This window comes from Rhodopirellula sp. UBA1907, assembly GCF_002337565.1.
GTDB lineage: Bacteria > Planctomycetota > Planctomycetia > Pirellulales > Pirellulaceae > Rhodopirellula > Rhodopirellula europaea.
In genome coordinates this window covers 131,628-149,786 of record NZ_DDGH01000101.1, presented here as the reverse complement: position 1 = coordinate 149,786, position 18,159 = coordinate 131,628, and the positions used below count along the sequence as shown (strand labels likewise).

At 56.1% G+C, this 18,159-nt stretch carries 13 protein-coding genes; 10 read left to right on the top strand and 3 right to left on the bottom strand.

Annotated features, from left to right (window positions below):
• Window positions 1-18: 18 nt before the first annotated feature.
• The gene (locus B2R17_RS25530; protein ID WP_286766222.1) at window positions 19-2,181 is read right to left on the bottom strand and encodes a DUF1549 domain-containing protein; all 2,163 of its coding nucleotides are present in this window, start codon (window positions 2,179-2,181) and stop codon (window positions 19-21) included.
• A gap of 81 nt (window positions 2,182-2,262) precedes the next feature.
• Between B2R17_RS25530 and B2R17_RS25525 the strand changes: the two genes are divergently transcribed.
• From B2R17_RS25525 to B2R17_RS25500, 6 genes are all read left to right on the top strand, one after another.
• Window positions 2,263-3,018, top strand: coding sequence for a class I SAM-dependent methyltransferase (locus B2R17_RS25525; RefSeq protein ID WP_286766221.1), 756 nt, complete (start codon window positions 2,263-2,265; stop codon window positions 3,016-3,018).
• A gap of 128 nt (window positions 3,019-3,146) precedes the next feature.
• A complete protein-coding gene (locus B2R17_RS25520) occupies window positions 3,147-4,598 on the top strand; it encodes a UDPGP type 1 family protein (RefSeq protein ID WP_286766220.1) in 1,452 nt (483 codons plus the stop codon).
• 158 nt (window positions 4,599-4,756) lie between these two features.
• A complete protein-coding gene (locus B2R17_RS25515) occupies window positions 4,757-6,595 on the top strand; it encodes an HlyD family secretion protein (protein ID WP_286766219.1) in 1,839 nt (612 codons plus the stop codon).
• Complete coding sequence (locus B2R17_RS25510; protein WP_286766218.1) at window positions 6,592-7,452, top strand: ABC transporter ATP-binding protein; 861 nt, start codon at window positions 6,592-6,594, stop codon at window positions 7,450-7,452. Before B2R17_RS25515 ends, B2R17_RS25510 begins: the two co-directional genes overlap by 4 nt.
• Window positions 7,449-8,780 carry an ABC transporter permease gene (locus tag B2R17_RS25505; protein WP_008664545.1) on the top strand — a complete coding sequence of 444 codons (1,332 nt, stop codon included), beginning with the start codon at window positions 7,449-7,451 and terminating at the stop codon, window positions 8,778-8,780. Before B2R17_RS25510 ends, B2R17_RS25505 begins: the two co-directional genes overlap by 4 nt.
• A 236-nt stretch (window positions 8,781-9,016) precedes the next feature.
• Window positions 9,017-10,483: a Gfo/Idh/MocA family protein gene (locus B2R17_RS25500; RefSeq protein WP_286766217.1), complete on the top strand. Its 1,467-nt coding sequence runs from the start codon at window positions 9,017-9,019 to the stop codon at window positions 10,481-10,483.
• Between the two features lie 412 nt (window positions 10,484-10,895).
• On the opposite strand, the gene B2R17_RS25495 is transcribed toward B2R17_RS25500, so the two are convergent.
• Window positions 10,896-12,026, bottom strand: a complete 1,131-nt coding sequence (locus B2R17_RS25495) for a HEAT repeat domain-containing protein (RefSeq protein ID WP_286766253.1) — start codon at window positions 12,024-12,026, stop codon at window positions 10,896-10,898.
• A 329-nt stretch (window positions 12,027-12,355) separates the two neighbouring features.
• Here B2R17_RS25495 and B2R17_RS25490 point away from each other — a divergent pair, with 329 nt between their 5' ends.
• Window positions 12,356-13,273, top strand: a complete 918-nt coding sequence (locus tag B2R17_RS25490) for a phosphoadenylyl-sulfate reductase (protein WP_286766216.1) — start codon at window positions 12,356-12,358, stop codon at window positions 13,271-13,273.
• Window positions 13,274-13,309: 36 nt separating this feature from the next.
• Complete coding sequence (locus B2R17_RS25485; RefSeq protein ID WP_008660643.1) at window positions 13,310-13,735, top strand: Rrf2 family transcriptional regulator; 426 nt, start codon at window positions 13,310-13,312, stop codon at window positions 13,733-13,735.
• A 268-nt stretch (window positions 13,736-14,003) separates the two neighbouring features.
• On the opposite strand, the gene B2R17_RS25480 is transcribed toward B2R17_RS25485, so the two are convergent.
• A complete protein-coding gene (locus B2R17_RS25480; RefSeq protein WP_286766215.1) occupies window positions 14,004-16,061 on the bottom strand; it encodes a flagellin in 2,058 nt (685 codons plus the stop codon).
• Between the two features lie 197 nt (window positions 16,062-16,258).
• Between B2R17_RS25480 and B2R17_RS25475 the strand changes: the two genes are divergently transcribed.
• Window positions 16,259-17,305 (top strand): GIY-YIG nuclease family protein, encoded by a 1,047-nt coding sequence (locus B2R17_RS25475; RefSeq protein ID WP_339887338.1) that lies wholly within the window; start codon window positions 16,259-16,261, stop codon window positions 17,303-17,305.
• Window positions 17,306-17,432: 127 nt separating this feature from the next.
• Window positions 17,433-18,116 (top strand): hypothetical protein, encoded by a 684-nt coding sequence (locus B2R17_RS25470; RefSeq protein WP_286766213.1) that lies wholly within the window; start codon window positions 17,433-17,435, stop codon window positions 18,114-18,116.
• Window positions 18,117-18,159: the final 43 nt, after the last annotated feature.

The following is an 18,159-nucleotide window of genomic DNA, read 5'->3' as shown; positions in this document are numbered from 1 at the left end:
TCAAACAAGGTTCTGGCCTCAATGGTTCCAGGCAAACTCACTGCTGTTGAGCAGAATCCACGTCAGATCCGTGATCTCTTGTTTGCGTGATGTCGGCGGATCATTCTTCTCGCGACTCTCTTTGGTGAGACGTTCGACAAAGTGTTCCAGCTCCCGCTCACTGGGTTCACGATTCAACACTGTCAAATACAACGTTCGAACCACATCCTCATCGTCTCTCGCAAACATCTCGATATGCGAGGAGGCATTCAGGATGGGATTGGGGCTCGCCGTTTCGTTGATCAGCTTTCCGTTCAACATCACCAATCGTTGGGTGATCGTGACGGGTTGTTGAGTGAACTCGTCTTCACCCAGATCGCCGTACCGTTTCAGGAAGTCATTCAAGTTTCCGAACTGCTGCAACTGAACAAAGAACGATGAATCACGATTGATTGTTTTGACACGTCCGGCCTGAATCGCCGCACCGGCAACCTGCTCGCTTCGCAGATGAGTCACCGGGAACACCGCCATCGCCAGCTCATGCTGCTCGGTCACATCGAAGTCCGCACGACTGCTGACGCGAAAAGCGGGCGAATCGGTGATGCAACGGATCAGCTTCCGGATATCGAAACCACTTTCGATGAACGCTTCGGTCAGCGTTTCGATCATCGGCGATGGTGGTGAATCCAATGGCAAGTTATCGACTTCGCCAACCTGGAATCCATAGTCCGTCTCAATAGCTGGTGGCTGCCCGAACATTAAAGTCCAAACACGAGTCACCGCGGCCCGGGCGGCAGGTTTGTTTTCCGGATGAGTCAACCAATATGCCAACCGTTCCCGGTCACTCAGGTATCGAGGCAAATCGCCGAACTCCGGCGCAGCGTCTGGTTCCTCCGCGAAAACTTCTTCGGTCGCAACTTCCTTCGCTGTATCTTCGACGTCGGCCTCATCGGAATCGTCTTGTTGATTCGTCGGACGCGGAGGCAACAATTCACGAAGAAATGGAACGCTTGGCTCAACTGGCACCGTCTCGTCCGCGTACAAGTACTGATACTCGTAGTTCGCTCGTTTGTCTTTCAATCCTTGAACACCTTCGCTGGTCGCCGCCGTGAAGAATGCCGCGAGCGAGTGAAAATCTTCCTGGGTTCCTTCCCGCAAGACATATTTCGCGTCTTCTTCCGACGCAGCTTGGATCTTCGCGTCGTCCGCCCCGCACGACATGATCCAGGACGCATCACCGAGCGAAACGTTTCCTAGAAAATCATCGTGGCATTGCAGGCAATCTATCCGCACGCCCAAGAAAGCTCGCGTCGTTCGGGCGGCCAAACGAATTGGATCCGGAGCGTTGTCTCCGCTATCAAAGGTGACGGTGTGGAAATTGACTTCCGGCCGATCCGTCCAGACTCCTTCGGCCGTGATCAACATCCGAACCAATTCGTCGTAGCGAGTGTTCTTCGCGTACTGTTCAGTCAGCCAAGTGCGGAACCGCCGCCCGCGGTAAAAGATGAATGGCCCTTCATCGGCACCCACCAGATAACGAGCGGTTCGTTCGGCCCAGTAATGATGAAAGCGTTCACTGCTGAGCAATCTCTCGCGGTGCGCCTCGACGCGATCGGCTTCGGGCAATCGTTGCAGCGACCGGATCTCCTCCAATGACAACCCGGTGCCCGCCAATGCCAACGACAAACGGCGGCACACGGTCATCCAGTCCGCCATGGGTGCCGCTTCCAATCCGCGAGAATCCAGCTCCGCACGCCATTGCTCGGCAATTTTTCCTGAAACCAACGCGAGTTCCGAATCGCTCTTTTTCGAGTTGGCTTTACCCGGCGGTTGCGACTCATTCGAACGCAGGCTGACCGGTTCGATTGCAGTCGCTGGATTGTCATTCAACGCGATTGCGACGGCCTCGGCACCGATGTCGTCGACGTTTTCATCTTGAGCGACAGCGGACTTGGCGTTGTCTTCATCAAAGATCGCGGATGGGTCGGGGCTCAAACCGGAGGACAGAAACCCGAAGGTCATCAACGCCAAAATCAGCAACAAACTCCAGCGACCAGCTGAAGCCAGAGCACGTTTCCAGCGGGGAACAAGCGCAGCGTCAACGACCGGATCAGACACCAATTCGGCCGTCACCAGCGAACTTTTCGCGAAAGAGTCAGGGGACTCGTCGCTGCTGTCGATCGTGGTTTCAATGGGTGGCATGTGTGTGTTTCGCTTTCCGGCGGGCTATCTTGCCAAGGACAACTCAATTTTATCCGATTTCTTCAGACAGTCTGTATCAGCGTGAATCGAGTCACCGACGACCCATCCAACGACTTCTTCTTCGAAGCCTACGACCGCGAAAACATCGCATACGGCATGCAACCATCGCCGGAATTGGCTGCCTACTTGAACCAAACCGGTGCGAAGGCATCGACCTACACCCAACGGCCAAAAGCCATCGATTTGGGTGCTGGGGCCGGCCGAGACACGCTGGCTCTCGCCGCGGCGGGTTACGACGTCACATCGGTTGACGTCAGCGAGCGAGGGCTCGACCGGATTCGCGAACGAGCTGAACGTGCAGATCTGTCCGATCGGATTCAGACCGTCGTCTGCGACGTTCGCGAGTTGTCGATGGAAGCGAATGTGTACTCCGCCGTCATCGCGACAACGGTTCTGGATCACATTCCCGAGTCCGACGCACCGGCCGTTTGGAACAAAATGAGTGCCTCCTTGACCGACCACGGCATGCTGTACGCCCAAGTTCACACAACCGAAGATCCGGGCAGCAACCAATCACCAGGCAAGGAAAGCGACCAACCCGTCAGCGAAACGGCGGGTGCGGTCATCAATTATTTCCGGCCGAATCAATTGGTCGGCTGGGCATGTGACCCGAAATCCAAGCTGCGAGTCCTGCGTTATGAAGAACGCCTCGAGTGGGACACCACCCACGGCGCCCCGCACCAACACGGTAAGGCGGTTCTGTTGGCCGTTCGCCAGGGGTTCCATCCGGAATGGTTTGGCCAACCCGCAGCATTCCCGCGTCCCGAACAGGATTGACGAAGTTTTCGCGAATCTCTCCAACGGGTGGCTGGAATGGGTACGGAACAGAATATGCTGTTCTGAGCTGCCGTCTTTGCTTGCAATTCAATGCATTCACCTTTCCTCAAAGAATCCACCAGTTGCCAATGTCTGCCGCCCAGTCGTCCGCTCAAAGCCAGCCCACTCTTTCGTTCGATAAGCTGAAATCTCGCTTGGAGCCCTTCGAACAAACACACTTGCTGCGTTTCTGGGACTCGCTTGATTCCGATCAGCAATCTCGATTGAGCGAGCAGATCGCGCAGGTCGACTTCGCTCGTCTCAAAACATTGATCGAAGGCAAAGACAAATCAGTCGACTTCGGTGAACTGGCCGCGCGAGCGACAATGCCTCAAGCGGTCGCCAGCGACGGAAGCGGTTGCGACTGGACCCTCGACGATGCCCAGAAACGCGGCGAAGAAGCCTTGCGAGCCGGTGAGATCGCGACGGTGTTGGTTGCCGGAGGGCAGGGCACTCGTTTGGGCTTCGATCAACCCAAAGGCATGTTCCCCGTCGGCCCCGTCAGCGAGCGAACACTGTTTCAGTTTTTCGCGGATCGTCTGATCGCGGCGGGCGAGAAGTACGGTGTCGACGTGCCTCTGTATCTGATGACCAGCGAAGCAACCCACGCCGAAACACGTCGCTACTTTGAAGAGAACAACTACTTGGGATTGAAACCCGAGCAGGTCACGATCTTCCAGCAAGGCACCATGCCAGCGGTCGATGCCGAGACCGGACAAGTGTTGTTGGCCGAGAAAGGTTCGCTCGCGCTCAGCCCCGACGGACATGGCGGAACCCTCCGCGCTCTTTCGCGAAACGGTTGCATGGAAGAGATGCGGAAGAACGGACGCAAACACTTGTTCTACTTCCAAGTCGACAATCCGTTGGTCGGTCTGTGCGATCCCGTTTTCATCGGCCACCATTTGTTGGCCAGCAGCGAGATGACCACGCAGGTGATCCGCAAACGTTACCCAACCGAAAAAGTCGGGAACGTCGTCGAGATCGACGGTCAGACCCAAATCATCGAATACAGCGATCTGCCGGACTCGGCCGCTGAGATGACCAACGCCGATGGCAGCCTGAAACTTTGGGCCGGCAACATCGCGGTCCATCTGTTCGACCTCGCCTTCCTGGAACGGATGTTGGAACAGGACACGTCCCTTCCAATTCACCGGGCCAACAAAAAGGTCGCTCACGTGGACGCGGACGGCCAATTGGTGACTCCGGACAGTCCCAATGCCACCAAGTTCGAGCAATTCATCTTTGATTTGCTCCCCAATGCGAAAAACACGATCGTTTGCGAAGCCAATCCGGCCGAGGCCTTTGCACCGGTTAAGAATGCTAACGGTGCGGCGACAGACACCCCCGAATTGGCCCAACAGGCGATTTGCGATCTTCACCGGGGTTGGCTGAGATCCTGCGGCGTGACGGTGGACGATTCGGTGAAAGTCGAAATCAACCCCCGATTCGCGATGGATCAGGACGAGTTGTGCGAAAAATTACGGCAATCGGGCGACTCCGATGGCGAACAATCGATCTCCTCGGATCGATATTTTTCGTAAAAACGGTTGGGGGATCGGTCGGGTCAAGTAACATATTGGCCCGACTGGTGAACTCGCCGTGTTCACCTTCCCCACAAAAACCACGCGAAACCTTCGCTGATTTTTGGGGTTCAAATGTTAGCCCTCCGTTCTCTCCCCACGGCCCCCGCCTGAAAATCATGCGATCATCCAAATTCAGCCCGCACCGGCAACAAGCCGGAGCGGAGCGACGTCGCTTTCGTTCGGCTCGCCCAATCACCCGCAATTCCCAAAGTCTCGCTGCGGCGTGGCGGCATCCAGCCACCGGAGCAGATCAGCCCCGAATGGGCGGAATCCTGGTGGGGCTTTTGGTCTGTTTGGTTCTGATCGGCGTCGGAGGCTACTTCGGCTACCAGCGATACATCGCGAAAAATTCAACGATCAGTGCGGATGATTTGATCATTTCCGAAGTCGTCAAAGAAGCATTTGATCACACGGTGGTCGAACAGGGCGAAATCGAGAGCAGCAGCAACACTGAAATCATCTGCCAGATCGAATCTCGAGGTGGATCAGGCACTTCGATTTTGTGGGTCATCGACGAAGGCTCGCGTGTTCGCAAGGGCGACAAGTTGGTTGAGCTCGATTCATCCAACCTAGAAGTTCAGCTAAAAGAAAACCGGATTGAAGTCATCGTTGCCGAAGCCAACGTCGCCACGGCTTCCGCAATGGTCGAGCAAGCCAAGATCGCTCGCGAAGAGTATCTCGAAGGCGTCTACAAGACCGATGAGAAAGCGATCCTGAGCGAGATCGCCGTGGCTGAACAGGAACTTCGAAAGGCTCAGTTGGCCATCGGCAGTACCGAACGCTTGGTCGCCAAAGGTTTGGTCAAATCACTGCAACTGGAAGCCGACAAGTTTGCACTCGCGAACGCTCAAAACCAATTGGAATCGGCTCAAGGCCGCTTGAAGGTGCTGCAGAACCTGACTCGCCGAAAAATGCTGGTTCAGTTCGATAGCGACATCGACGCGGCGGAAGCCACCCTGTCCGCCGCTCGCTCCGAGTTGTTGGAAAAGCAACAAGAACTGGCTGAAGTCGAACAACAAATTGAGGTGTGTGTGATGTACGCCCCAACCGACGGCGTCGTCGTTCATGCCAACCGATACAGTTCGCGCGGCGGCAACGCTGAGTTTGTTGTCGAAGCTGGTGCTCAGGTGCGTGAACGCCAAGCCCTCATCGAACTACCCGATCCCACTCGCATGCAAGTTCGTTGCAAAGTCAACGAATCTCGCGTGACACTGTTGAAACGAGGCATGGCCGCCAAGATTCGCTTGGACGCATTGCCCGACGTCGTTTTGAAGGGTCGTGTCACCAAGGTGAACCGCTATGCCGAACCCGGCAGCTGGTTCAGTTCTTCGGTCAAGGAATACGCCACCACGATCGAAATCATCGATCCACCCGAGATCATCCGCACCGGAATGACCGCAGCGGTGGAAGTGTTCATCCAACAACTTCCCGATGCGACCCAGGTGCCGATCCAAGGCTTGTATGAACATGGCGGAAACATGTACTCGCTCGTCCAAACAGGACCACAAAGCTTCGAAACTCGCGCAGTGGAAGCCGGTGCGATCAACGACACCATGGCAAACATTGTTTCGGGGTTGGAACCAGGCGAAAAAGTCGTTCTGAACTTGCGAGAACACTTGAACCTGTTGGATCTTCCGGAGATCGTCGCGGTGGACAACAGCGAAATGCGTGACCTTCGCGAAACCGCACCTGCGGAAGGCGCGGGGGAAGCCGCACCTGGCGCGGGACCTCCCGGCGGTCGTAAACCCGGCATGGGTCGACCTCAAGGTGGCCCACCCAAGGGCAACGGTGGGGCTGCCGGTGGCGGTGCAAATCGCCCAGGTGCCAACAAACAAACCGCGACTGAGACATCCGATGAGGATGTTTCGGACTCCGCCGGTGAGGTTGATGAAACCAAGGGCGAGCCAGCGAAGGCGATCACAAAGGTCACTGAAACCATTCCGGCCGCATCATGAGTGTCCCCAACGCCTATGACCCTCAGACGTCGGATGCATCTTCTAGCGGAACCGCTGTGGCAGACACCGAACCAAAGCCCGGCGACAAAGGAAAGCGTCTGGCCACGAGCATCAAGAATCTGACGAAGGAATACGTTCTCAAAAGCGAGACCGTACGTGCTCTTCGTGGGGTTTCGTTTGATGTGCCCGAAGGTGACTTTGTCGCAATCATGGGACCATCTGGTAGCGGCAAAAGTACGTTGCTGAATTTGCTGGGATGTTTGGACCAACCCACATCGGGCCACTTGATGTTGGGCGACGATGACATTGGCACCATGTCCGATGACGAACTCGCCGACATCCGCAGTCGCCGGATCGGTTTTGTCTTTCAATCGTACAACTTGATTCAGCAACTCAGTGTTACCGAGAACATCCAGGTTCCGTTGTACTACCAAGGCAAACTCGGTCCCGAGCAACACCAACGAGTTGCCGAACTCGCCGACCGAGTGGGCTTGGGCGACCGACTCGATCACCGTCCCAACCAACTCTCCGGTGGACAGCAACAACGAGTCGCGATTGCTCGATCACTGGTCAATGATCCATTCTTCATTCTTGCTGACGAACCAACTGGGAACCTGGACTCGGTCACGACCGAAGAAATCCTGACGTTGTTTGATGTCCTCAACGGCGAGGGTCGAACGATCATCTTGGTGACGCACGAAGACGATGTTGCGGACCGAGCCAAACGAGTCGTGCGGCTTAAAGACGGAATGCTGCACAGCGATGAATTGGTCCCCGAGGCACAACGCGAACAAGCTCGCAATGCACAACGAGACGCCGCCAGAGCTATCCTCGCAAAACAGGGTCTCGAATCATGATGTGGCTTCGCACCTTCTCGCTCGGCGTCAAAAGCCTGACTCTGCACCCGCTTCGAACCGGGCTGACGATGTTGGGTATCTTGATCGGTGTTTGGGCCGTGATTGTGTTGACCGCAATCAGCCAAGGCGCCAGCGATCAAGTTCAGAAACAGATTGAATCGCTCGGTGCAACGACCATCATTGTCCGAACGGTCAAACCGCCCGAAGAGAAACTCGCGGAGCGATCCGCCTCCAAGTACGGGCTGTTGCGTTCCGAGCTCGATCAAATTCTCGCGACACTGCCAACGATTCAAAAGGCAGTTCCGATCCGCGAGATTCGTCGCCAGTTCACTTACCGCGACAACTTGTGTGACGGACGCTTGGTCGGTTGCACACCCGGCTACGCCACCGTCAATCAACTGAAAATTCGCGAACGCGGCGGACGTTTTTTGACAGACGCGGATGGACTGAACAACGAAAACGTTTGCGTCATCGCAACGGGTGTTGTCGAGCGTTTGTTCCCTTATGAGGAACCACTCGGCAAACGAATCTACATTCCCGAGCACACGGATTTCTACCGTGTCGTCGGCGTCTTGGAAGCTCGCAATCCATCCGCGGCCATCGGTGGCTCATTGGATTCGCAAGACTTTTCCAAGGACGTTTACATCCCGATGCAGACGATGCAAAAACGCATCGGCGACACGATCGTTACCCGTCGCAGTGGCCAGTTCCAAATTGAAATGATGGAACTGAATCAGATCACACTGCAGGTCGAGAAGGTTTCGCAGGTCCGTACGACCGCGGCCGTCATCGAAAACATTTTGGCACCCAAGCACTCTGAAGTCGGCGACATTGCCGTTGTCGTTCCACTGGAGTTGCTGGAACAAGCCCGCAATTTGCGATTGATGTTCTTGGGTATCGGGATCCTGATCGCTTGCATCTCACTTCTGGTGGGCGGCATCGGGATCATGAATATCATGCTCGCCAGCGTCACCGAACGAACACGCGAGATCGGGATTCGCCGCGCCCTCGGTGCGAAACGAGCCGACATCGTCCGTCAATTCTTGGTCGAAACGATCGTGCTCAGCTTCGCCGGTGCATTCCTTGGCATTTTGCTTGGGTTTGCCGGTCCACCGATGTACCGGCTGCTCATTGGATTGTTTGCCAGTGGATTCCCAGAGCAATTCGAGGCGTTGCCCAGTGCAATTCGCGATTCGCAACCCGCGATTGTTTACGAAACCATCCCGTTGGCGGTGATCATTGCCGTCATGGTTGGTTTGGTGAGCGGACTTTACCCCGCGATTCGTGCGGCTCGGATGAATCCGATCGAAGCCCTGCGTCACGAATAAGAATCGGTTTTGAAAGACACATCGAAGACTCTTCGGCGAAACGGCCACCTAGGCGTTTCGCTTGAGGAGTCCTCGATCAGGATTCCTCGACCATGACTAAGGTCTTTTGGCGTGCGACGGACGATCTTCCGCTAACAAAGCCTCACGGGTGCTTTGCTTTTCTTAAGGGGCCTTCGTATCTTAATAGGCCGCTGATTCACGGTTCCCCCGTCTCTTTACTTCATAGGATCAACAACATGCGTGAAGTCTCGACTTCAAATTTCGGAAGGCGTCAATTTCTAGCTGGTGTAGCGGCTGGTGTTGGCACCGTCGCTCTGAGCAGCCCCCTCCGCGCGGCGGCCAACGAAGAAGTCCGCATTGCCGTTTTGGGCGCCGGCGGACGCGGTGGCGAATTGGCCCGAACCGTTGACTCGGTCTCCGGCGCCAAATTAGTCGCTGTTGCTGATCCAGATGAAAAACGCGCCGCGTCGATGGCCAAAAAGTACGGTGCAAAGGCCTACACCGATCTGAGAGAGGCACTGGATTCGGATGATGTGGACGCTGTTGTCATCACAACTTGCAATCACTGGCACTGCTTGGCTGCTCTGTGGGCAATCGACGCTGGCAAAGATGTCTACGTCGAGAAGCCTCTCTCGCACTCGCAGTGGGAAGGTCGTCAAGTTGTCGAAGCTGCGAAGAAGTCCGGTGCGATCGTCCAACTGGGGACCCAACAGCGCAGCGATCCCATTCAAATGGAAGCTCGCAAGTTCTTGCACGATGAGAAAGGACTCGGCGCGATCAAATATGTCCAAGCCAATCGGCTCGGCGTTCGCGGGCCAATCGGCAAACGCGACAAACCACTGGAGATCCCAAGTGAAGTGAATTACGACTTGTGGCTTGGCCCTGCACAGGACCAACCCATCATGCGAAACAACCTCCACTACGATTGGCACTGGGATTGGAACACCGGCAGTGGTGAAATGGGCAACTGGGGTGTCCATATCCTGGATGACATTCGCAACGTCGCCTACCAAGACCAAGTTTCGACGCCATCCAAGATGATCGCCGCTGGCGGACGAATGGGTTGGGGCGATGCCGGCCAAACTCCAAACGTGCACTTCGCATTGTTCGAAACCGAAATGTTCCCGACCGTGATTGCACTGAGCAACATGTCGATCAAGCCGGGTGAAAAGGGCAGCTGGAAAGTTCCCGGTGGCAAGCCGATGACCGGACCAGGCAGCGGTTACGTCGTCGTCTGCGAAGGCGGCTACTACCTCGGTCAACGCGGCAGCGGCAAAGCAGTCGACCTGGACGGCAAAACCATCCGCAGCTTCAAGGCCAATGTGAGCACCGTTCCTGCTCACGTCAGCAACTTCGTCGAAGCGGTCAAGAGTCGCAAAGCCGAGTCATTGGCAGCACCGATCGAGAACGGCCACTACAGCACTGGCTGGTGCAACTTGGCCAACGTCGCAATGCGTTGTGCTGGCAACTACAGCGATGAACAAGTGCGTTCCGCATCGGAACTTCCCGCCTGGTCTGCCGTCCTGGATGACATGCACGAATCATTGAAGCGATATGGCGTCGATATGTCCGAGCTGAAATCGGGCCCAATGCTGACGCATGATCCAAAGACCGAACGATTCGTCGGCGAAAGTGCCGACGCAGCCAACCCGTTTCTTCGTCGCGAATACCGACCGGGTTACGAAGTCAAACCCGTCGCCTGATTGACGCACGGTACTGGACAGAACCGGGTGCAATCGCCCGGCGGCTGATGCGGAGCGTGACCAATCCCATCAGCCACAACGCGAGAGCGTCCGGTTCTGAATCCCTGGTCATGGGGCTTTTTGTAAAGTGCCAGCCACTTTCTAGCCCCGTCGCCTTGTTTCAGCTGGGGAGACCTTCGTTTGCTGCGATGGGTTGTGTTCATGCCGACGGAGAGCCTCCGTCGGCAACGGGTGCTTCTGAATTCCCGGGAAGGTAACTGGCCTACGTTGCTGAGAAGCTCACGGCGGGGACCGCCGTGCTACAGGCTGGCAAGCCTCCCAACCTGTAGCTCGGTGATCCCCCACCGAGACGAACCTGGACAAACTACGACCGAGACTCTCCGTCGGCTACCGGCACCATCCCTGACAAGCGTCAACTGTCGCGTCGCAAATCGTATCGTGGCGGCGATCGCAGTTCAGCAAAGTAGTTCTTCCACGCTGACTTGTCGTAACCAAAGTCGACGTCCGGCGCGATCGAGCGAAGCAACTGCAACACCTCGGGGTGTCGATGCGGCGTGTTGATGACAACCTGCTTGCTTCCTTGCGAAAACCCGCCACCACCGGCGTTGTCAAAACCAGCTCTCGAACCGCCACCGACCTGCTGCGTTTTCTTCTCGATCGTGATCAACGCGTCGATGTAGGCAAACGCTGCTTCTGGATTGGGGAAGTATGCGAGAGCACGGGCTGCGGCTTTGACTTGCTGCGGGTTGTTGCTTTTCAACCACGGCATGTAGGTCGCAATTGCCGAACTGGTCTCATTGGATTGCAACCAAGCCAACGCATCTTCCCGAACCACATCATCGGAATCCAACAATCCCGTTTTGACGATTGCCTCCACCGCGGCACCGGTTCGAAACTCCTTCAACTTGTTGAGCCAAACCATTCGGACCGGCCGCCAATTCGAACCACGCTTTTGTGAATCAACCAATTCTTTCGCGATTGCTTGCGAGGCCAACGGATCATCGATCGCGGCCATCTCAGCCATCGCTTCCGCGTCGCCTCGCAGGATTTTGGACAGCAACTGTTTAATAGTCTTGATCCAACGTTTCGCGACTTTGTCGTTCACGTCCGCGTTTTCGCGCCAAGCGACGACCTCCGGCAAAACCCATTGCCCCTTGCGATCTTTCACCAACCCTTGGTTCCGTCGCCAGACTTCCGTGAGAATCCACTTCCCGTCTTTGCGGGTGTAGCCCAGCGCAGCTCTGGCGTTGGGATGATCGGGCAGCAAGTCAATGGTTCGCAGCAAGTGATACTGCCGTTGCTGCAGCAGATTGTTTTGCCTGCACCAAGTCGCCAGCTCGTAGTGAGCTTGCCCGTCCTGGCCTGCTTCAACGACGCGGCGTCGGTATTCCTGAAGCTTTTCATCGCCAACAATCATTCGAGAATTCGCTTTCGCGATCGCGACGGAAAGGTCCTGATCGACCTGCACCAAGACATAGGGCGTCTTCTTCGAATCGACCTCGCGAACCTTGCCGGTCAGTTGCCCACCGGTGCTGAGCAACAAAGTGTCCGCCGTCGCTGCCCGAATCGGCAGACAAGCCAACCCCGTCGAGAATGCCACTCTGCCGATCAATCGCATTCGCCGGCAAGGAAATGACCGAGGTGTCGGTTGAAAGCGGCGAAAAATGTTCATGGCTCGGTTCTTTGGCTCATCAGACGAAAAGCAGCGACTTTCCCAATTATACGTCAAAGTCGTGACGATCCAGTTTGATCGGCTCAAGCGGACCGCTTCGGCGGTCGATGGGGATACTTGACCATTCAGATCATGTTTGTAAGGTTTCACACTTCCAAAGTCATTCAGACCGCTTTTTTGCGGGCTGGAGATGAGTCGCAATGCCCATTCGCCTGAACGAGACAGCCGTGGTGAACCCCACTTATGTCCCCTCTGAATCCGAATCCACGCCTGTCTCGGCTGAGTCAGCATCCAAACCGTCGCTGCGTGTCCTCACGCCGGCTGAGATCGCTCACAACGAGGCTGCTGCGGGCCCGGACGTCGATGCGCAGGGGATTCCAACCAAACGCGGCGCCCTGGCGGCAGATCCTCCGCTGGCCCCCACAGACGAATTCTTGGCCGAACTGAAGCGAGACAGCGACTCGCTGGAATCAGCGACTCCTCAAGAAGTGCTGAAGTGGGCGGTGGATCGGTTTGCTCCGAAATTCACCATGGCGACCGCCTTCGGCCCCGAAGGCATGACAATCATCCACATGCTTTCCGAAATTGCTCCCGAGACACCAATTTTCAATTTGGAAACCGGATACCAATTTCAAGAAACCCTCGATCTTCGCGAAAAGGTCAAGGAACGCTACGGAATCGAAGTCCAATACAAATATCCGTCGACCACGGTCGAGGAATTCGAAACGCTTCACGGCGGACCACTCTACAAGACCGATCCCAATCGCTGCTGCTTTGAACGCAAACTGCGAGTGCTGCATCGCGCGGCCAGTGGTTGGCACGCTTGGGCAAGCGCCATTCGTCGCGACCAAAGCGAAGATCGGGCGAAGGCTCCAATCGTTGGCTGGGACAAAAAATTTCAGCTCGTGAAAATCAGCCCCTTGGCGAACTGGACCAAGAAAGATGTTTGGTCGCTGATCTCGAAAGAGAGCATCCCATACAACCCGCTGCACGACCAAGGCTATCCGAGCATCGGATGCCAAGCCTGCACACGTCCTGTCCAACTTGGTGAAGACGAGCGAGCAGGTCGCTGGAGTGGATTCCAAAAGACCGAATGCGGATTGCACACCTCGGAATGACCTTGGTCGGTTGAACCTAGTTCGGAGAAATTTGCGATGGTGATCAATGCTGCCGTTCATTACGCCTGCTTGGCGATGATGGATTTGGCCATGCACAGCAACGACGGGCAACCGGTCCGTACGTCCGAGATCACTTCGCGCCATGACATTCCCGGACCGTATCTGGTGCAGATCCTTCGCACGTTGAAATCGACCGGATGGGTGCGTGCGGTGCGAGGTTCCCAGGGCGGATACGTTTTGGCCGTCGACCCCGATTCGATCACGTTACTCGACATCGCCGAAGCGATTGGTTGCACGGAATCCACCGATCGTGGTGATCAACCCATGTCCGATGCCCAGCGTGCTCTTCAACGACGATGGAACGAAGCGTCCGAAGAATCTCGAAAGCGTCTCGCTCGCGTTCGTCTTGGCGATGTCATTCGAGAATGCCAAGACGTCGCCGCTCCGATGTTTTACATCTGAGCAAGCTCTCTGATGCAATCAAGCGATTGGTCTTCTATGACGCAATTGCTCAGCTTCTAAACAAGAACGACTGATTGCACACAGCGGATCCAGTCCGTTCACACGCGGCTTCGCGCCTGCATCGCGGGAATACCGGCCTCGCGAGCCGATCGAGACCGCGGCCACATCAAGATTGTGCCCGCTTCATCCAACGAAGAACGCCACCGATCCCATGATTTGGAATCGGTGGCGTTCGTTCTTAAATGTTTGCCTGGACCAAGAAGTCAGATTACCCGAGCAACGACAGCACGTTCTGCGGGTTTTGGTTTGCGAGCGAAAGAACGTTCGTTCCCGACTGAACCAAGATCTGAGCCCGTGTCAGGTTAGCCGACTCTTGTGCAAAGTCAGCATCGCGGATCGAGCTCTCCGCTTCCTCCAGGTTGGCGAGCGTTTCGTTCAAGCTGACCAAGTTGCTCTCCAAGCTCGTCGCTTGGAATGCACCGAGTCGACCACGAAGGCTGGTGACTTTGTCGATCACTTCGTCGATCACCGATGCGGCACCGTTGACATCATTCGTCAAGCTTTTTGCTTGGCCACTGCCCAGTTCATACAGACGACCGTTGGCACCACCGAGTTGACCGGTGCTCAAACTGCCGATGCCCAAACGGGCTTGCTGGTTGCTGGTGACGTCTGGCCCCAACTGGAACAACGCCCCGCCCCCAGTGATCGAGAATGAAAAGTTCGCGGAACTTCCATCGTCGACGGTGACTTCCAAATCCAACGATGACGTGTTGATCGACAACGTGTTGGCACGACCGTTGGCTTCCACACCATTGACTGTCGCAACGATGTCTTGTCCGGTTGCCCGTGTTTCGGCCAGCGACGATTCGAAGGTCCCCGAAGTTCCTTCATTGATCACATCGATGTTGATCAATGCTTCGGAACCGTAAGCGGTGGAAGTGAACTGCAGTTGCCCGGTCGCAGTGCTCGCGGAGATTCCCGTGCTATCGCTAACCAAGTTGATTGCGGCCGCGATTTGGTCTTGTCCTGTACCGCCAGCAAAGTTGAACGTTTCGGCACCGGAAGCACCGTTCAACTGAAACACCAAATCGTCCAGCAACACTTCTCCACCGGTGTTCGCGGTTGTCAGTGGTGATTCAGGAGCGACAAACGCGTTCGAGCCGGAGTTGTTGGTGCTCGTGAATAGGTTGGTGCCTTCGTCGTCTTGAACGGCATCGATGGCCGTCGCGATGGCGGCGTAATCTCGATTGGTTGGCGTCGCGGCCTGCGAGTTGAAAGTCACGGTCAGAATTTTCTGCTCTTCGTCGAATGAAGCTGTCGCGGCATCATCGGCCGCCGCATCGTTCAAGTCGACAAACTCGATTTGAACATTGTTGAATTCCGAGCCTTCTGCGATCGCATCGATTTGGAACGCGACATCAGCAGTGACATCGGTGGGCAATGCCGCAGGAGTACCAGCGACCGCTGTTCCGGAAGCCGAAAATCCATCTTCCGCGCTGATCAGGTTTTGGATGGCAACCGCACTTGCATCCGCGTCCGCTTCACCAGGGTTCGCTGAATCACCAGTGAAGTTCCCCGTGACGGTCAGCACGCCAGTTGTGTCGTCGTACGATACTGCACCCGTGTTCGAATTATTTGGATCATCCACGAAAGCAACGCTGGTGAAACCTTCGGGCCCGACGATGTCAATCGATTCGCCATTGATGTCCGCCGTTGTCGAGCTACCAAAGCTGGCGGAAGCCTGTGCCGCTGGGCTGAATCCGCCCGTCGTCACAGTTGCTTGAGTGGCCTCGGACTGAACGACGACTTCAACGTCGATCTGCCCCGTGATACCCAAGTTCGCTTGATCAATGTTGACGTCACGAATCGAGTCCACACTGCCCGCCGTGGATACGAAGTCCAACGATCCGTCCAGCAACTTGCGACCTTGAAAAGTCGTGGTCTGGGCAATTCGGTTGATCGCTTCGAGCGATGAGTCGATCTGCAACTGGTTTGCAGCGATCTCTTCTTTGGACAACGCCCCATTGTTGGCCGCTTCGACGACCAAACCGCGGACGTCATTGAGCAGGTTGCTGACCTGACCAAGAGCACTGTCGGCGGTGCTAATGATTTGGCTGGCCCGCCGCGTGTTGCTGATCGCTCGACCAAGGCTGGTCACTTCGCTTCGCAACGCTTCACTCGCAATCAAACCGGCTGGGTCATCCGCCCCGCTATTAATCCGCAAACCCGTGCTCAATCGAGTCAATGCCGTTTGCAAGTCTTCGTTGCTTGCCTGCAAGCGGTTTTGTGCAACGAGCGACGAAACGTTGGTATTGATTCTTGTCATGGGTGGCGAACTCCGTTTCCGATTGACTTCAATCTAAGTCAGGAAAGGCCGCAGATCCGCGGTCGTGACTCAGAAGCAAAAAGTGGGGCAGCGGCCTCATGCCGCAAACCGGTGTTTGATTTCTTCGTTCCTATCGTCCGGCTCACCCCGGTGATGGCAATCAAACCGCCTGAATAACCGCCCATCGCGGTCGCAGCATGTTGCACCAGGAATCATTGGTAGAATCGACACAACGTGAACAACTTGCCCGACTGGAATCCTTTGACATGCCAGCCTTCTCTCAAGCCTCTCCCGACCGTTCCTGCATCCACTGCACGCCCGTGCGATGCCAACGACTTCTGTTCATCGCCGCGTTCTGCTCGGCCATATTGGCAATCTGCCTCTGCCAGGACTCAGTCGCTCAGGACGCAGGCGAAAACGCCGTTGCTTCTTCGCCTGTCGTCAATTCGACCGACTTCACCGCAGGCAAAATTCGCGAAGCTCACCGCAAATCTCACCACGGTTTCAGCAGCGACGAGCTGATTCTGCAGGACGAGCTTCGTGAAGCATTCCTTCAAGAACTGGGCATCGCCCCAAACGACGAATCCCAATTCGATCGACAGCGGGCCGCCTTGCGTGCATTGCTGCAACTTCGCAAACGAGGTGACCTGAACGTCCCCACCACTCGGCGCTCATCCGAATCCACCGAGTCGATCAACACCGCCATTCCAACCGCCGAGATCGCGATTCGCACCGTATTGGATCGTCACGACGCGATGATTGACGATGTTCTGTGCGATCCCAGAATGAGAAACGAATTGCAGGAAGAAGCCGAGCGTTTGTCCAAAGGAATCTCCCCCGAAACCGTTCGCCGAGCCGTCCTGCGGCTTCGCAAATCCAGACGTCTTCGCCCCGAGCTCGTCCTTCGAGTTGCCGACTGGGACCGAACCGTGACCACGCACCCGATGAAAGAGCTGGATTTGGAATCACTCCCCAACACCCCAGGCGTCTATCTCTTTCGCGATTCAACCGGCTACCTCTACATCGGTGAGGCAATTCGATTGCGAGACCGTATCGGTGATCACTTACGAGGCAGCCACAACGCTGGACTGGCAAGTATCCTGGGCGATGATGCTTCCAACCCGGTGACGCTGGAATTGCACGCGTTCCCGAAGGATTCCCCAGCGAAGAAATTGACGGTCCGACGAGCCTATGAAAGCGAACTGATTCGCAGTCGGCATCCCCGATTCAACCTTCAACCCTAGCCCGCAGCTGGCAATCGCTGCGGGTTGTATCGATTGAATCGATCAGGCGACCTCGGAAAGACAATCCACCCGCCAATTCGTTTTGAATTGCCGACCTAAATGCCAAACGCGAACTACGTTGGCGTTTATGAAATCGCTCGTCCCAGCCGTTCTGTGTCTCACCGCGATCACACTCGCATGCGAATCGCCTTCTGCGTCAGCAGATTGGTTGACGATGCCGAGCACCTACACACACGACGTCGCATCGGGACAACGCGTCACCCAGTTCGCACCGATTGACGCCCCCACAACTGCGATCACTCAACCGCTTCGAACCAGTGGCTACACCCACTTCCGCAGCACGATCGCGTACGGTCAATCGGCTGACAACTACCACCGAGTCGAAGAGTGGGGCGACCCGGTGCGACCGTATGGCGAATGGCGATTTCCCTACCGCCCTTACAGCACTCCCTATCCCAATTGGGGTCAGCCCTATGGTGGCCTGAACATCGGACTGGGTGGCGGCTACGGATGGGCGGCACCGACGCAGTACGGACCTCAGCCCAATCCGTTTGGATACGGTCCCGGACACAACGGACCGCAACCTGGTCAACAAAATTCAGGTGGCCCCAACGGTCCCGGCGACGCAAACGATCCTGGCCCCAATCCCGGAACCAACCCTGGACACGGACATCACCATGGACGTGGACGCGGTCGCTATCCAAACCCTGCCGCCGGCACCAACCAGTTCGCACCTTACCCATCCGGGCGAGGCACTCCGTATCCGGTTGCTCCCTACTACGACGGCTACTACCCCAACTACGGCGACTGATCAAAGTCCTTCTCAACACCAACCGTTGGTTTCGTCGACTTTC

Excerpts from the sequence above, each read along its gene's own strand:
- B2R17_RS25530 (WP_286766222.1), bottom strand. The coding sequence starts at position 2,181 with ATGCCACCCATTGAAACCACGATCGACAGCAGCGACGAGTCCCCTGAC.
- B2R17_RS25520 (WP_286766220.1), top strand. The coding sequence starts at position 3,147 with ATGTCTGCCGCCCAGTCGTCCGCTCAAAGCCAGCCCACTCTTTCGTTC.
- B2R17_RS25515 (WP_286766219.1), top strand. The coding sequence starts at position 4,757 with ATGCGATCATCCAAATTCAGCCCGCACCGGCAACAAGCCGGAGCGGAG.
- B2R17_RS25510 (WP_286766218.1), top strand. The coding sequence starts at position 6,592 with ATGAGTGTCCCCAACGCCTATGACCCTCAGACGTCGGATGCATCTTCT.
- B2R17_RS25505 (WP_008664545.1), top strand. The coding sequence starts at position 7,449 with ATGATGTGGCTTCGCACCTTCTCGCTCGGCGTCAAAAGCCTGACTCTG.
- B2R17_RS25500 (WP_286766217.1), top strand. The coding sequence starts at position 9,017 with ATGCGTGAAGTCTCGACTTCAAATTTCGGAAGGCGTCAATTTCTAGCT.
- B2R17_RS25490 (WP_286766216.1), top strand. The coding sequence starts at position 12,356 with ATGCCCATTCGCCTGAACGAGACAGCCGTGGTGAACCCCACTTATGTC.
- B2R17_RS25485 (WP_008660643.1), top strand. The coding sequence starts at position 13,310 with ATGGTGATCAATGCTGCCGTTCATTACGCCTGCTTGGCGATGATGGAT.
- B2R17_RS25480 (WP_286766215.1), bottom strand. The coding sequence starts at position 16,061 with ATGACAAGAATCAATACCAACGTTTCGTCGCTCGTTGCACAAAACCGC.
- B2R17_RS25475 (WP_339887338.1), top strand. The coding sequence starts at position 16,259 with ATGTTGCACCAGGAATCATTGGTAGAATCGACACAACGTGAACAACTT.
- B2R17_RS25470 (WP_286766213.1), top strand. The coding sequence starts at position 17,433 with ATGAAATCGCTCGTCCCAGCCGTTCTGTGTCTCACCGCGATCACACTC.